This is a genomic window from Microvirga alba (genome assembly GCF_015694465.1).
In the GTDB taxonomy this organism is placed as follows: Bacteria; Pseudomonadota; Alphaproteobacteria; order Rhizobiales; family Beijerinckiaceae; genus Microvirga; species Microvirga alba.
In genome coordinates this window covers 66,997-80,969 of sequence record NZ_JADQDO010000004.1, presented here as the reverse complement: position 1 = coordinate 80,969, position 13,973 = coordinate 66,997, and the positions used below count along the sequence as shown (strand labels likewise).

At 62.3% G+C, this 13,973-nt stretch carries 12 protein-coding genes; 6 read left to right on the top strand and 6 right to left on the bottom strand.

The window, feature by feature from the left end:
- Positions 1–108: 108 nt before the first annotated feature.
- Positions 109–2,271, top strand: a complete 2,163-nt coding sequence (locus I2H38_RS10190; protein WP_196271746.1) for a malate synthase G — start codon at positions 109–111, stop codon at positions 2,269–2,271.
- A 73-nt stretch (positions 2,272–2,344) separates the two neighbouring features.
- Here I2H38_RS10190 and I2H38_RS10185 read toward each other — a convergent pair whose 3' ends face one another.
- Genes I2H38_RS10185 through I2H38_RS10175 form a run of 3 tightly spaced genes read right to left on the bottom strand, consistent with a single transcriptional unit; the run spans position 2,345 to position 6,011 of the window.
- The gene (locus I2H38_RS10185) at positions 2,345–4,003 is read right to left on the bottom strand and encodes an ABC transporter permease subunit (protein WP_196271745.1); all 1,659 of its coding nucleotides are present in this window, start codon (positions 4,001–4,003) and stop codon (positions 2,345–2,347) included.
- The gene (locus I2H38_RS10180) at positions 4,000–5,001 is read right to left on the bottom strand and encodes an ABC transporter ATP-binding protein (RefSeq protein WP_196271744.1); all 1,002 of its coding nucleotides are present in this window, start codon (positions 4,999–5,001) and stop codon (positions 4,000–4,002) included. Before I2H38_RS10180 ends, I2H38_RS10185 begins: the two co-directional genes overlap by 4 nt.
- A gap of 14 nt (positions 5,002–5,015) precedes the next feature.
- Positions 5,016–6,011: an ABC transporter substrate-binding protein gene (locus tag I2H38_RS10175; RefSeq protein WP_196271743.1), complete on the bottom strand. Its 996-nt coding sequence runs from the start codon at positions 6,009–6,011 to the stop codon at positions 5,016–5,018.
- Between the two features lie 96 nt (positions 6,012–6,107).
- Here I2H38_RS10175 and hisN point away from each other — a divergent pair, with 96 nt between their 5' ends.
- On the top strand, positions 6,108–6,899 hold the full coding sequence (hisN, locus tag I2H38_RS10170) for a histidinol-phosphatase (RefSeq protein WP_196271742.1): 792 nt from the start codon (positions 6,108–6,110) through the stop codon (positions 6,897–6,899).
- Between the two features lie 4 nt (positions 6,900–6,903).
- Here the strand turns inward: hisN and I2H38_RS10165 are convergent, their stop codons facing one another.
- Positions 6,904–7,932: a 5-oxoprolinase subunit C family protein gene (locus tag I2H38_RS10165; protein ID WP_196271741.1), complete on the bottom strand. Its 1,029-nt coding sequence runs from the start codon at positions 7,930–7,932 to the stop codon at positions 6,904–6,906.
- On the bottom strand, positions 7,929–8,651 hold the full coding sequence (gene pxpB, locus I2H38_RS10160) for a 5-oxoprolinase subunit PxpB (RefSeq protein ID WP_196271740.1): 723 nt from the start codon (positions 8,649–8,651) through the stop codon (positions 7,929–7,931). Before pxpB ends, I2H38_RS10165 begins: the two co-directional genes overlap by 4 nt.
- A 225-nt stretch (positions 8,652–8,876) precedes the next feature.
- On the opposite strand from pxpB, the gene I2H38_RS10155 reads away from it, so the two are divergent.
- Complete coding sequence (locus tag I2H38_RS10155) at positions 8,877–9,665, top strand: 3-hydroxybutyrate dehydrogenase (protein ID WP_407664054.1); 789 nt, start codon at positions 8,877–8,879, stop codon at positions 9,663–9,665.
- Positions 9,666–9,749: 84 nt separating this feature from the next.
- Here I2H38_RS10155 and pip read toward each other — a convergent pair whose 3' ends face one another.
- Complete coding sequence (pip, locus tag I2H38_RS10150) at positions 9,750–10,694, bottom strand: prolyl aminopeptidase (protein ID WP_196271738.1); 945 nt, start codon at positions 10,692–10,694, stop codon at positions 9,750–9,752.
- 189 nt (positions 10,695–10,883) lie between these two features.
- Here pip and I2H38_RS10145 point away from each other — a divergent pair, with 189 nt between their 5' ends.
- From I2H38_RS10145 to I2H38_RS10135, 3 genes are all read left to right on the top strand, one after another.
- The gene (locus I2H38_RS10145; protein ID WP_196271737.1) at positions 10,884–11,957 is read left to right on the top strand and encodes an extracellular solute-binding protein; all 1,074 of its coding nucleotides are present in this window, start codon (positions 10,884–10,886) and stop codon (positions 11,955–11,957) included.
- A gap of 70 nt (positions 11,958–12,027) precedes the next feature.
- Entirely contained in the window at positions 12,028–13,113 is a 1,086-nt protein-coding gene (locus tag I2H38_RS10140) for an ABC transporter ATP-binding protein (protein ID WP_196271736.1), read from the top strand.
- Positions 13,110–13,973, top strand: a complete 864-nt coding sequence (locus I2H38_RS10135; RefSeq protein ID WP_196271735.1) for an ABC transporter permease — start codon at positions 13,110–13,112, stop codon at positions 13,971–13,973. Before I2H38_RS10140 ends, I2H38_RS10135 begins: the two co-directional genes overlap by 4 nt.

Below are 13,973 nucleotides of genomic sequence, written 5' to 3'. Positions count from 1 at the left end.
GACGAATCACGCACACTTTCGACGCATGAACGAAGGGCGTTCATCTTCTTTTTTTGCGTTGTGGCATTAAAGTAGCGTCCAGGATCAGAATCCACGAAAGCGGAAACGATGACACGCGTCCAGACGAGCGGCCTCCAGATCGCGCCGGTTCTCCATGATTTCATTCAACAGGAAGCCCTGAAAGACACCGGGATCTCGGCTGAGACTTTCTGGAACGGGCTTGCCGCCCTGGTAAAGGAGTTCGCGCCCCGCGACCGGGACCTGCTCGCCGTGCGCGACGATTTGCAGAGCAAAATCGACGGCTATCACCGCGCGCGCGCTGGAAAGCCTGTCGACCTCGGCGAGTATGAGCGCTTCCTGAAAGAGATCGGCTACATCAGCCCGGAGCCGGAGACCTTCGCTGTCGCGACTCAAAACGTCGATGACGAGATCGCCCGGATCGCTGGGCCGCAGCTCGTTGTGCCCGTCTCGAATGCCCGCTACGCCCTCAACGCCGCCAATGCGCGTTGGGGCAGCCTTTATGACGCCCTCTATGGCACCGATGTGATTCCCGAAGACGGCGGCGCGACCCGCGCTGGCGGCTACAACAAGCTCCGCGGCGCGCTGGTTGTCGCTAAGGCGCGCGATTTTCTCGATCAGGCCGCCCCGCTGGCGCAAGGCAGCCACAAGAACGTCGGCGGATACGCGGTCGAAGGCGGAGCCTTGAAGGTCAAGCTTCAGGACGGCAGCCAGACCGGCCTTGCCGATCCGGCTCAGCTTGTCGGCTATCAGGGCGAGGCAGCAAATCCTTCGGCCATTCTGCTGCGACACAACGGTTTGCATCTCGAAATCAAGATCGACCGCGCGAGCCCGATCGGATCGGACGATCCGGCGGGGGTCGCCGACGTCGTCATCGAATCTGCCATCTCGACCATCATGGACCTGGAGGACAGCGTCGCGGCTGTCGATGCAGAGGACAAGGTTCTCGTCTATCGCACCTGGCTTGGCCTGATGAAGGGCGATCTCGTGGAGCGGTTCGACAAAGGCGGCCGCATCATTGAGCGCCGCCTCAATCCGGATCGGGTCTATCGCGGCGCGAAGGGCGGCGACGTGCGTCTGCATGGGCGCAGCCTCATGCTTGTGCGCAATGTCGGCCACCACATGTTCACCGATGCGGTGCTGGATGGGGAAGGGAAAGAAATCCCAGAAACCATCCTCGACGCCGCCGTGACATCGCTGATCGCGATGCACGATTTGAGCGGCAGGGGCGACCGGCGCAACAGCCGCGCCGGTTCCGTTTACATCGTGAAACCGAAGATGCACGGACCCGATGAGGTCGCCTTCGCCAACGACTTGTTCGCGCGCGTCGAGGACATGCTCTCCCTGCCGCGCAACACGCTCAAGATGGGCATCATGGACGAGGAGCGGCGCACCACGATCAATCTGAAAGCCTGCATCCGTGCGGCGGCGGACCGGATCGTGTTCATCAACACAGGCTTCCTTGACCGCACGGGCGACGAGATCCACACGTCGATGGAAGCAGGACCCATGGTGCGCAAGAACGACATGAGGTCGACGGCCTGGATCAAGGCCTATGAGGACAACAACGTCGATGTTGGCCTCGCCTGCGGCCTGCCCGGCAAGGCGCAGATCGGCAAGGGCATGTGGGCCGCGCCCGACAAGATGGCGGACATGATGGCGCAGAAGATCGGCCATCCGCAGGCCGGCGCGAACACCGCCTGGGTGCCATCGCCGACGGCGGCGACACTGCACGCGCTGCACTACCATCAGGTCGATGTGTGGGCGCGGCAAGTGGAGTTGACGAAGCGTGCGCCCGCGAAGCTCTCCGACATTCTTACGATCCCGGTCTCGCAATCCAACTGGGCCCCGGACGCGGTGCAGCAGGAACTCGACAATAACTGCCAGGGCATTCTGGGCTACGTGGTGCGCTGGGTCGATCAGGGCGTCGGCTGCTCGAAGGTGCCGGACATTCACGATGTCGGCCTGATGGAAGACCGCGCGACCTTGCGCATTTCCAGCCAGCACGTCGCCAATTGGCTGCGCCACGGCGTCGTGACGGAGGAGCAGGTGACGAAGACGCTTCGGCGGATGGCGGAAGTGGTGGATCGGCAGAATGCGAGCGATCCGCTTTATCGCCCGATGGCGCCGGGTTTCGACGGTCCTGCCTTCAAGGCCGCTGCCGACTTGATCTTCAAGGGTCGCGTGCAGCCGAATGGCTATACCGAATGGGTGCTCCACGAGCGCCGTCGCGAGGCGAAGGCGGCGCGATAATCTCGCTTTCCGCTGGCCAAGAAAAAAGCCGAGGGCGGCATCGCCCCTCGGCTTTTTTATTTTTCGGATCGGCTCACTTCTTGCGACTGAGAACCCACAGGCTCACGCGCATGAGCGCGGAAGCAGCAACCACGATGCCCATGGTGCAGGTCGCGTAAGCCGCTGCCTGCGACGTGAAGCCCGCCTCATCAAGTCGCATGATCGACACCGACGCCACGCTGACCGACGCAGTGACGAGGAAGATGACGGCCGAGAGCGTCACCATCGAGCGCATGAACATGAAGAAGAACACGGAGACCAGGGTCGGCGCCATAGACGGGACGATGACGTCGCGCACGAGACGCGGCAGCCCCGCTCCCAGGCACGATGCCGTTTCCTCGAGCGTCGGCGGCACCTGCCGCAATCCCGTCATCGTCGTCAGGAACCCTTGCGTCCAATAATGCGTCACGTTGCAGATCGCGAGCAGTGTCGCCGTGCCGTAGAGCGCATAGACCGGAAGGCTGGGAACGTTGAAGGCGAAGATATAGGCGAGGCCGAGCACCAGCCCCGGCACGGCTGCGGGCAGGAGGCAGATGAAGTAGATCGGCTTCACGACGTGACGCGGCAACCGTTGCAGGCTGAAGCCGAGCGCGAAGAGCATGAAAGAACCGATCACGCCCGCCACAACCGAGATCTGAACCGTCGTCCAGAGCGGATCGTAGCCGCCTGCGACCTTCACCGCGTAATGCCGGAGCGTGAGATCGAAGCGATAAGGCCAGAGCCATACAAAGCTGCCGAACACGACGATGGCGACTGTGACGATGGGCAGGAGCGCCACGAGCCACGCGGCGAAAGCCATCGGCACGTCCCGCTTCGGAGTGAAGACCGGAACAAGCGGAACGGCCGAGTCGCTCACCGATCCGAACTGACGCTGCGATGCGACACGCTCCAGATAGAACGACAGCACGGTTGGCAGCAGCAGCAAAATGCCGACGACGGCGCCCATGTTGAAGTTCATCTGGCCGACGACCTGATTGTAGATCTCGGTCGCCAGAATGGCGTAGTCGCCGCCGATCGTCGCCGCATTGCCGAAATCGGTGATCGTGACGGTGAAGACGATGAAGCCGGCACTCAACAGGCCGAACTTGATGTTCGGTACGGTGATGTCGATGAACTTCCGGAAACCCGAGGTGCCGAGAATCTCTGCCGCCTCATAGATACGCGCATCGGCGGCGCGTAAAGCAGCGCCGATGATGAGCACCGCCTGCGGAAGCGCGTAGAGCCCGTTGGCGATCAGAAGACCCCAGAAGCCATAGATGTTGATGTCGAGGCCCGTAGTCTTGGTGATGATGCCGTTGCGGCCGAGCAGGAAGATGAGGCCAAGCCCTTGCACCAGCGACGGTGCGAGCAATGGCAACGAGACCGCGCCGATGAGAAGCGCGCGCCCTGGAACCCGGCAACGATGCACCGCGTAGGCCACGACGAGTCCGCAGATAAGCACTGCTGCGGTGGTCGAGAGTGACATGACCAGGCTGTTGAACGTCGCGCGCCAGAAGCTCGGCGCGTGGAGAATGCGAACGTAGTTCCCTAGTCCGATGCCACCGTCGGATTCGGTGAGACTGCGCATCACGACGGTGAGCAGCGGATAGGCGAAGAAGATCGCCAGCGCCGCAAGCGGCACGATGAGGCAGAAGCCGAGGAACAGCTTATCCGTGTCGAATTCGCGCCGTGCTGGCGCAGCGGTCGCGCTCATTGCGGCGCCACCCAGGCGCAGCGATGGGGCGCGATCTCGATGCCGACTTCGGCACCCGGTACAAGGCTGGTTCTGCCCGCTTCTTCCGCGACGAGCATCCCGCCAGGCCATTCGAGCCTGATGCGGGAGAGGTTGCCGAGGAAGTGGACTTCCCTCACCCGCGCGCCGGTCGCACCGGGGCGGAGGGCGATGTCTTCCGGGCGGATGCACGCGATGTAATCGGCAGGAGGCGCATGGCCATTGAGAAGATGGCCTGCCCATTGCCGGACGACGCTTTGCTCCATGAGATTGCTGACGCCCATGAAGTCGGCGACGAAACGGTTCGCCGGCGTCGCGTAAAGCTCGCTCGGTGTGCCGACTTGCGCAATGCGGCCGTCCTTCATGCACACCACGCGGTCGGCCAGAAGAAGGGCCTCTTCCTGATCGTGCGTGACCATGATCGTGAGAATGCCGAGCCGCTGCTGCAGCTCGCGGATTTCCGCGCGCAGCTCGTTTCGCACTTTCGCATCGAGTGCGGAAAGCGGCTCGTCCAACAAGAGGAGCTTCGGATCGACGGCGACGGCTCGCGCAAGTGCGACGCGCTGCTGTTGTCCGCCGGAGAGCTGATAGGGATAGCGGTCCGCCAGATGAGGCAGGCGGATCAAGTCGAGAAGCTGGCCGACCCTTTCCTTGATCTCGGCGGCAGGTTTGCCGCGGATCTTGAGCCCGTAGCCGATATTCTGGGCGACGGTCATGTTGGGAAACAGCGAGTAGGCCTGAAAGACGATGCCAAAGCCCCGCTGGCGCGCCGGAATGCGCGTCAGGTCCTCGTCACCGAGCAAAAGCTGTCCCTTGTCGGGCGTCGAGAGACCGGCAATCAGGCGGAGCAGGGTGGTCTTGCCGCAGCCGGAAGGGCCGAGAAGACAGATGAACTCGGGGGCCGAGGCGGAGAAAGACACGTCGTCGAGGGCGACGACGTGTCCGAACTCCTTCGTGATATTCTGAAGGTGAAGTTGCATAGGGCTGTCTTCGGTCAGCGACCGATTTCCTTCTGCCAGCGCTCCAGAATGGCGTCGCGCTCCTTCGCCGACTTCGCGAAGTCGATCGGCAACAGAGCCTTCGTCACGTCCGCAGGCAACCCAGCCTTGATCGAGGCGTCAGACGGCTTGTAGCCGGCGGTCGTCACGATTTCCTTGTACTTGCCGTAGATCGAAGCGGTTTCGGGCGAGAGGGTCCAGTCGAGGAACTTCTGTGCGTCGGCCTTGTTCTTCGAGCTCTTCATGAGGGCGGATGCCTCAAGCTCGTAACCCGCGCCCTTGGCCGGAATGACCATGGTGACGGGGAAGCCTTCCACGACAGACTGGACGCCCGCGAAGGCGAGCGAAGTGCCGACCGCGAACTCGCCGGCGCGAGCCGCCTTGCAGGGACGGGAGCCGGACTTGATGTATTGGGCGACGTTGGCGTCGAGGTCCTTCAGGAACTTCCAGCCTTTTTCCTCGCCCATCTGCTGCAGGATGCCGACGATCTGGAGGTAGCCCGTGCCCGATGACACCGGGTTGGGCATCACGACCTCACCCTTGAACTTGGGATCGAGCAGATCCTCCCAGTCTTTCGGCATCGGCAGGCCCTTCGCCTTCGCGCGCTCGTTGTTGACGCAGAAGGCTGCCATGTAGCCGGTCGCGGCGAACCATTTGTCGTCGGCGGCGTGATAGGGCGCGGCCAGTTTCTCGGCACCCTTGGCCTTGTAGGGCTCGAGCAGGTTGAGAATGCGTGGGTCCATCGTATTGGTGACGGCCCAGCCCCAAATCACATCGTGTTGCGGGTTGGATGCTTCGGCAAGGATGCGAGCGCCAAGATCTCCCGTGGAAAGTCGGAGAACCTTGAGGTCGACATCCGGCAGCGCCTTCTTGGCGGCCGCCGTATATTCGGCGATCTCATCTTCCTCAAGTGCCGTATAGGCAGTTACCGTGCCGGCATGTGCCGTTCCGGAAAGCAACAGACTCAACGCGAGAACATTCCACACTTTCATAGCCAGTCCCCTCTGCACATGTTGTGCTTGTGTAATTAGTTAGCAGACTTACAAATACACGTTACCTTGTCCACCACCTTTATTCGGGGAACTTTCATGCAATTTTATGACACGGGCAATTTCCTGGAGATAACGGCATTTGCCGAGAAGCTTGCCGATTTGGCGGCTCCTGTTGCGCTTCGATATTTTCGCCAGAAGCTCGTGATCGAATCCAAGGCCGATGCCTCACCGGTCACCATCGCCGACCGCGAGATCGAGGCGGCGATTCGGGAGCGGATTCGCGAACGCTTTCCCGATCACGGGCTCTTCGGCGAGGAACACGGGTTGGACAAGGCCGACGCGGAACGGGTTTGGGTGATCGATCCCATCGACGGCACCAAGAGCTTCATCACCGGCATGCCGACCTTCGGCACGCTGATCGCTTTTCTGGAGGGCGGAGTCCCGAAGGTCGGAATCGTCGACCATCCGGCGCTGCGCGAGCGGTGGGTCGGACGGCCGGGCGACGTCACGCGATATAATGGCCAGCCCTGCAGCACGAGCGGGCGAACAAGCCTCGCCGAGTCTATCCTCTACGCGACCACACCGGATATTTTCACCGGCCAGGATCGGGATTGTTTCGAATCCATCAGCAAGCGCGTGGCGCTGCGGCGGTTCGGGGGCGATTGCTACGCCTATGCGCTGCTCGCGAGCGGCCATATCGATGTCATGGCCGAAGTGGGGTTGCAGCCTTACGATTATTTGTCGCTTGTGCCGGTCATCCAGGGCGCCGGGGGCGTCATTACCGATTGGTCGGGTCAGGCGCTCGGCCTGAACAGCGACGGGCGCGTGGTTGCCGCTGCAACGCCGGCTTTGCATCGCGAGGCGCTTGCGGCCCTCAATGCTGCTTGAGGCCTCACCCTTCGCCGATCTTTGGAGACAGGGCGTTGACGGTGCCGCCGATCAGGTTGGTGCTCAACAGGTGTTCCGTCGTCAGGCTGAAGCGCAGAGGCACGAGAGCCTCAGGCAGGGCGGCGATCCAGGCCTTGGCCTCGCGCGCCGCCGCGACCGCTTCCCCGCGTGAGACGGCGCGGAAGCGGAGTATCGATCCGGGACGTGCTTGCGCGAAATGGTCGAGATCGGCGCTGATGACGGTGGCGATCTTCGGGTAGCCGCCGGTCGTCTGGCGGTCGCGCATCAGGACGATGGGCTGGCCGTTGCCCGGCACCTGAATATGGCCGTCCACGATCCCGTCGGAGACGATGTTGAAGCCCTTCGAATGTTCGAGCGTCGGGCCTGAGAGCTGGAAGCCCATCCGGTCTGCCTGGGCGCTGACGGTGAACTGGCTTTCTAGGAACAAACGAATGGCTTCTTCCGTGAAATAATCGTCCTGGGGCCCAAGCATCACGCGGATCGCGTCAGGGGGTTGCGGCGCGTCGCCCGGAAAATGAGTCAACGCGCCCTCCTGCGCCTCGGATCGGCAGGGGAGGTGGTCTCCGGCCTGGAGCGGACCGCCGTTATGCCCTCCGAGCTTTGAACGGAGATGAAACGACAGGCTGCCGAGTTGGGGCGCGATGGCGAAGCCGCCTGCGACCGCGAGATAGGCGAAGGTACCGGTTCGCGCATGGCCGATCTGCGCGATCTGCCCGTCCTTTAGAATCGCTGTCGTGTGGGGTGGGACGAGTGCTCCCTCGATACTCAGGGTGCAGCCTGCTCCCGCCAGCGCGATGCGAAGATCTCCGCCCGACGCGGTCAAGGTCCCACCCAGATTCATGAACTCAATGGCAGCCGTCTCGGGCGAATTGCCCACGAGCGCATTTGCGATTGCAAGCGAGCGCCGATCCATCGCACCGGATGGCGAGACGCCGAAACGCTGATAGCCCAACCGCCCGCGATCCTGCAGGGTCGTCATCGGGCCGCAGGTTTTCACCACGAGTTCCGTCATGGCGTCACCTGTTCGGCGACCGGTTCGCCCGCCATCGCGGCGCGTTCGAGAGAATCCCACTTCGAGGCGTCGATGGGTTGAAATACGATCTCGTCGCCCGCGGCGAGGAGAAAGGCCGGGTCCCGTTCGGGAGCATAGCTGCGCACGGGGGTGCGGCCGAGCAGGTGCCATCCGCTCGGCCCCTCGATCGATCCGACAGCCGCCTGCGCGCCGCCGATGATGATCGAGCCGCTCGGAATTTTCGCTCGAGGCTGCGTCCGGCGCGGGGTTGCAAGTCGGGGATCTAGCCCGCCCAGATAGGCGAAGCCGGGAAGAAACCCGATCATGTAGACGCGGTAGATCGCGGCGGAATGGAGGTCGATCAACTCCTGAGGCGTGAGATTGTGACGCTCTGCCACCTCCTCAAGGTCGGCGCCATAGGCCCCGCCATAGACCACCGGCACGTGCCAGCGTTTGCCGACGGTGTTGCGGGGGGCGAGGTTTTTCGTCTGCTCGGCCAGAAACGCGACAAGGGCGTCGTAATCCGTCAGGGTCGGGTCGAATTGGACGGTGAGCGACCGGTAGGTCGGCACCGTCTCCAAAAGGCCCGCCGGAGGGTTCGCCCGCAGAATATCCTCGAGCGCGAGAACCTTGCCGTTGAGATCCGGGTCGATGGCGTCCCCGAACTCGACGGATAGGGCGCTGTCGCCACAGGGGAGAATTCTCGCTGTCTGCACCATATGCTCGTTGACTGTACCTAAATCCCGCAAGAGCCCCATCTCATATCGGGATGGATCGTTCAACGGAAAGGCTTGGATCAAGGCCATGCATCAAAAACATGCCCGAGAGCCATAGCTGGTGTTCACGCATGTTAATGGCGCTTCGGGTAGACTCTTCCCGCCTCGCCCCTTCATGTTATGTCGTGACCTCGATTGGAGCCTGCATCCCAGGCGCATCTGAAGGAGATGAGGATGTTGAAGTCCAAGACCGCTGTCGTTACCGGCTCCACGAGCGGTATCGGCCTGGCCATCGCCCGCGCTTTCGCCAAGGAGGGCGCGTCCGTCCTGATCAACGGCTTCGGCCCTGCCGACGAGATTGAGAAAGAGCGTGCCGGCATCGAAGCGGAATTCGGTGTGCGCGCGATCTATTCCCCGGCCGACATGTCGAAGCCTGACGAAATCGCCGACATGATCCGCCTGGCCGAGACGACCTTCGGCGGGGTCGATGTCCTCGTGAACAATGCAGGCATCCAGTTCGTCTCGCCGATCGAGGATTTCCCGGTCGAGAAGTGGAACCAGATCCTCGCGATCAATCTCTCCTCGGCCTTTCATACGATCCGCACGGCGCTGCCGGGTATGAAGGCGCGCAAGTGGGGGCGCATTATCAACACGGCTTCCGCCCATTCCCTCGTGGCCTCGCCGTTCAAATCGGCCTATGTCGCCGCCAAACACGGCATCGCCGGTCTTACCAAGACGGCAGCGCTCGAAGTGGCGACCCACGGGATCACGGTCAACTGCATCAGCCCCGGCTATGTCTGGACGCCTTTGGTCGAGAAGCAGATCCCCGACACCATGAAAGCGCGCGGGCTGACCAAGGAGCAGGTCATCAACGACGTCCTGCTCGAGGCGCAGCCGACCAAGCAATTCGTAACGGTCGATCAGGTGGCGGCGCTGGCGGTCTTCCTGTGCTCGGATGCGGCCAGCCAGATCACTGGCGCGAACCTGTCCGTGGATGGCGGTTGGACCGCCAAGTAAGCGCTCGCTTGAATATGGCGCCGTCTTCCGAGGATGATCCGGCTTCCGCTGGCGCGCCTCGGGTGACGCATTGGCTCTTGAGCCTCAACCCTTCGCGAAAGCGTCCGTCGTCTCAATGAGATGGTGCAGGATGCCGGGCTCCGACACGGCGTGGCCTGCGTCCGGCACCATGATGAACTTCGCTTCGGGCCAGGCCTTGTGCAGGTCCCAGGCCGTCTTCGGCGGCGTCGCGACGTCGTACCGGCCCTGGATGATCACGCCGGGGATGTTCTTAAGCCGATCGGCGTTACGAATGAGCTGCCCTTCCTCGAAGAAACCCTCATTGACGAAGTAGTGGTTTTCGATCCGGGCGAAGGCGAGGGCGTAGTGCTCCTCGCCGAATTGGGTGCTGTAATCCTGGCTCGGGAGCAGGGTGATCGTCTCGCCTTCCCAAAGGCTCCAGGCTTTGGCGGCCTCCCGCTGAACGGCCGGATCCGGATGGGTCAGGCGTTTACGGTACGCCGCCATCATGTCGCCGCGCTCCTCGACCGGGATCGGCGCGAGATAACGCTCCCACTTGTCAGGGAACATCCAGGATGCACCCTCCTGATAGTACCAGAGCAGTTCCGCACGACGTAACGTGAAGATGCCCCGAACCACGAGTTCGCTGACGCGCTCAGGATGCGTTTCTGCATAGGCGAGTGCCAGCGTGCTACCCCAAGACCCGCCGAAGACCATCCATTTGTCGACGCCGATCATCGCGCGGAGTCGTTCAATATCCGCCACCAGGTGCCAGGTGGTGTTGGCCTCCAGGCTCGCATAGGGTGTCGAGTGCCCGCAACCGCGCTGGTCGAAAAGAAGGATGCGATACTTCTCAGGGTTGAAAAGCCGACGCTGGGTCGGCGAGCAACCCCCACCCGGTCCGCCGTGCAGGAAGACAACGGGCTTGCCGTTCGGGTTACCGCACAATTCCCAATACACATGGTGTCCATCGCCGACATCGAGCATGCCATGGTCGTAAGGTTCGATCTCGGGATAGAACGTGCGCATCGAGAGAGGCTCCAGGGACGTGCCTCTTGATAACGGTGCGGCAGGCTTCTGTCAGCTAGCCTGCCAGTTAACTAAGCCGGCTTACAAACACTGTATAACGTGCTTAAATAGGTGGCGTGTCGTCCGAGTGTCATATAGTTTTGCAACTGGGGAACACGGGCCAAACCCGGACCACATTGGAGGATTAAAATGTTGACCAAGCGCGCCAGCCTGAAGCTGGCTACGGCTTTTGCTGCTCTCATGGTCGCCGGCTCGGCGAACGCCGCCGAAAAACTGCGACTGCTCACCTGGGCGGATTACGCTCCGGCAGATATCGTGGCGCAGTTCACGAAGGAAACCGGCATCGAAGTCGAGGTCACGCTCTCGAACAACGAAGAGATGATCTCGAAGCTGCGCGCCACGCAGGGCGCGGGCTTTGATCTCGTTCAGCCGAGCCAGGACCGCATCGCCGGCCCGCAGCAGGAATTCGGCATCTACAAGCCGATCGATCTCTCGAAGCTCAAGTCGGACCTCTTCATCGCTTCGATGCTTGAAGCGACCAAGAAGAACACCACGCTTGACGGCAAGGTCTATGGCGTTCCCCACATCTGGGGCACGGACGGCCTGATCGTGAACACGAAGGCTGCTCCGAAGGTCGCCGACTATAACGATCTTTGCGACGCCGCCATCGCCGGCAAGTCGAGCTTCCGCGCCAAGCGTCCCGCGCTGATCGCGTTCGCTTTCGCCAACGGCATGGATCCCTTCGCGTCGTACAAGGACGCCAAGGCTTACGCCGCGATGATGGACAAGGTCGGCGCCAAGCTCGCCGAGTGCAAGAAGAACGTGAAGTTCTTCTGGGACGGCAAGGACCAGCTCCTCAACGCGCTTCGCTCCGGTGAAGTCGTCGCCGCCATGGCGTGGGATACGGGTGGCTGGAAGCTCAGCTCCGAGAACGCCGACATCAAGTTCGTTGCGCCGAAGTCGGGCGCGCTGGGCTGGGTCGACACGTTCGCGATCCCTTCCAAGGGCCGCAACGACGATGCCGCTTACAAGTGGATCAACTTCAACATGCGTCCTGAGATCGCTGCGAAGATCGCCGCTTCCGCCGGCAACTTCACGGCTTCGAACGGCGCTGACAAGCTCATGCAGGGTAAGCTGAAGGATCAGTTCGCCGAGAGCTTCCCGAAGGCAGCGATCGACAACATCAAGTGGTACCCGGCCGTGCCCGCCGGCATCGAAGAAATCGAAGGCAAGGTTCTCGACCGTCTGAAGGCCGGTTCGTAATCTTAACCCCTTGATTGATCATCGTCCCCCGGCTCGTCCGGGGGGCGACTTTTTTGTGTTTGCACCTTCCATGTCACAATCCACCGATCTCGATCTCGTTAACGTCACCAAGCAGTTCGGCACGCATGCGGCCGTCAACAACGTGACCTTCAGCGTCGCTCGCGGCGAATTCTTCTCGATTCTCGGACCTTCCGGCTGCGGCAAGACCACCTTGATGCGCATGATCGCCGGCTTCGAGAACCCGACATCCGGCGACATTCGCATTCGCGACAAGTCGATGATCGGCGTTCCAGCCAATCGGCGGCCGGTCAACATGGTTTTCCAGAGCCTCGCACTGTTTCCCATGATGAGCGTCGGCGAGAACATCGCTTACGGTCTCACCTGCCGTGGTGTCGGCCGCGCGGAGGCCGATGAGCGCGCCACCCGCATGCTGGAGCGCGTCGGTTTGAAGGGTTTCGGCGAGCGCCGCGTGACCGCTCTTTCCGGCGGTCAGCGCCAGCGCGTGGCGATTGCCCGCTGCCTGGTTCTCGAACCGACCCTCGTCCTGCTCGACGAGCCGCTCGGCGCGCTTGACCTCAAGCTGCGCGAGCACATGAAGATCGAGCTGAAGCAGTTGCAAGGTCAGTTCAACACCACTTTCGCCTACATCACGCACGATCAGTCCGAAGCTCTCGTGATGTCGGACCGGATCGCCGTGATGAACCAGGGCCGATTCGAGCAGGTCGGCAGCCCGCGTGAGCTCTATCACAACCCGGCGACCCCGTTCGTTGCGAGCTTCGTCGGCGAGACGAATCGCTGGCAGGGCGATGTCGCATCGGCCTCCAACGGCGCCGTGACCGTCCGCCTGTCGACCGGCGGCATGCTTCACGGACGCGGAGGTGTATCGCAAGGGGCTGCTCTGTCCTTCGTGCGGCCCGAGGCGGTCGCGTTGGCGCAGGATGCGGCGGCTCTCAGCAGTCTTCCCAACCGTTTCGAAGGCCGCGTTTCGGCGGTCCTGTTCGATGGGGCGGCGTCCAGCCTGCTCATCGAGACGCCCGGCTTCGATCAGCCGGTTCGCGCCGTGCTTCCGCAGGCTGGTCCGCTGGCCGGCATCGAGGTGGGCGAAGCGGTCCATCTCGGCTGGACCGCGGATGCGATGAAGGTCTTTGCCGCATGAAACCGGCGCACCGTCTCACCCTGTTTCTCCTGATGGCTCCGGCCATCCTGTGGCTTGGATTGCTCATCATCCTGCCGCATGTGGAGATCCTGATCCTCTCCTTCAGCCAGCGCGTTGCACCGCGCGTCTATGAGTTTGGCTTCGGGAACTATCTCGAGTTCTTCACCGAGCCGCTCTATTGGCGCACGTTCGCGCGCACGGCGATCATGTCGATCATGGTGACAGTGATCACGCTCGTGCTCGCCTTCCCGATCGCGATGTACATCGCGCGCGTGGCGCAAGGGCGCGTAAAGGCGATGCTTCTGCTTCTCTGCCTTCTCCCGTTCTGGGTGTCCGAACTCGTGCGCACGCTCGGGTGGATGATGCTGTTGCGCGAGACCGGCATCATCTCCTACCTCCTGCGCATGACGGGCCTCGCAAGCCAGCCGGTGGAGCTGCTCTACAACGATGGCGCGGTGATCCTCGGTCTGGTCTATGGCGGCCTGCTGTTCATGATCGTGCCGCTGGCGAACGCGCTTGAGAGCCTTGAGCCGTCCGTCGTCGAGGCAGGCTTCGATCTCGGCGGAAGCCGCTGGACCGTGTTGCGCAGGATCGTCATTCCGCATGCGATGCCTGGCATCGTCGCGGGCTCGATCATCGTGTTCATGCTCACCGTCGGCAATTTCGCGACGCCGGTGCTCCTGGGTGGCAAGAACGGGTTGTGGTTCACCGAGCAGATCTACGCTCAGTTCATCACGCGCTTCAACTGGCCCCAGGGCGCGGCTTTCGGCATCCTTCTCCTCTTGCTCTCTTCCGCCATTGTCTGGGCGGGCTTGCGCCTCACCCGGCAAAGCTTGGGCACGACTTTGCGGCAGGCTTGA

Coding starts and splice junctions, on each gene's coding strand:
- I2H38_RS10145 (WP_196271737.1), top strand. CDS start 10,884: ATGTTGACCAAGCGCGCCAGCCTGAAGCTGGCTACGGCTTTTGCTGCT.
- I2H38_RS10185 (WP_196271745.1), bottom strand. CDS start 4,003: ATGAGCGCGACCGCTGCGCCAGCACGGCGCGAATTCGACACGGATAAG.
- pip (WP_196271738.1), bottom strand. CDS start 10,694: ATGCGCACGTTCTATCCCGAGATCGAACCTTACGACCATGGCATGCTC.
- I2H38_RS10175 (WP_196271743.1), bottom strand. CDS start 6,011: ATGAAAGTGTGGAATGTTCTCGCGTTGAGTCTGTTGCTTTCCGGAACG.
- I2H38_RS10180 (WP_196271744.1), bottom strand. CDS start 5,001: ATGCAACTTCACCTTCAGAATATCACGAAGGAGTTCGGACACGTCGTC.
- pxpB (WP_196271740.1), bottom strand. CDS start 8,651: ATGGTGCAGACAGCGAGAATTCTCCCCTGTGGCGACAGCGCCCTATCC.
- hisN (WP_196271742.1), top strand. CDS start 6,108: ATGCAATTTTATGACACGGGCAATTTCCTGGAGATAACGGCATTTGCC.
- I2H38_RS10140 (WP_196271736.1), top strand. CDS start 12,028: ATGTCACAATCCACCGATCTCGATCTCGTTAACGTCACCAAGCAGTTC.
- I2H38_RS10165 (WP_196271741.1), bottom strand. CDS start 7,932: ATGACGGAACTCGTGGTGAAAACCTGCGGCCCGATGACGACCCTGCAG.
- I2H38_RS10135 (WP_196271735.1), top strand. CDS start 13,110: ATGAAACCGGCGCACCGTCTCACCCTGTTTCTCCTGATGGCTCCGGCC.
- I2H38_RS10190 (WP_196271746.1), top strand. CDS start 109: ATGACACGCGTCCAGACGAGCGGCCTCCAGATCGCGCCGGTTCTCCAT.
- I2H38_RS10155 (WP_407664054.1), top strand. CDS start 8,877: ATGAGGATGTTGAAGTCCAAGACCGCTGTCGTTACCGGCTCCACGAGC.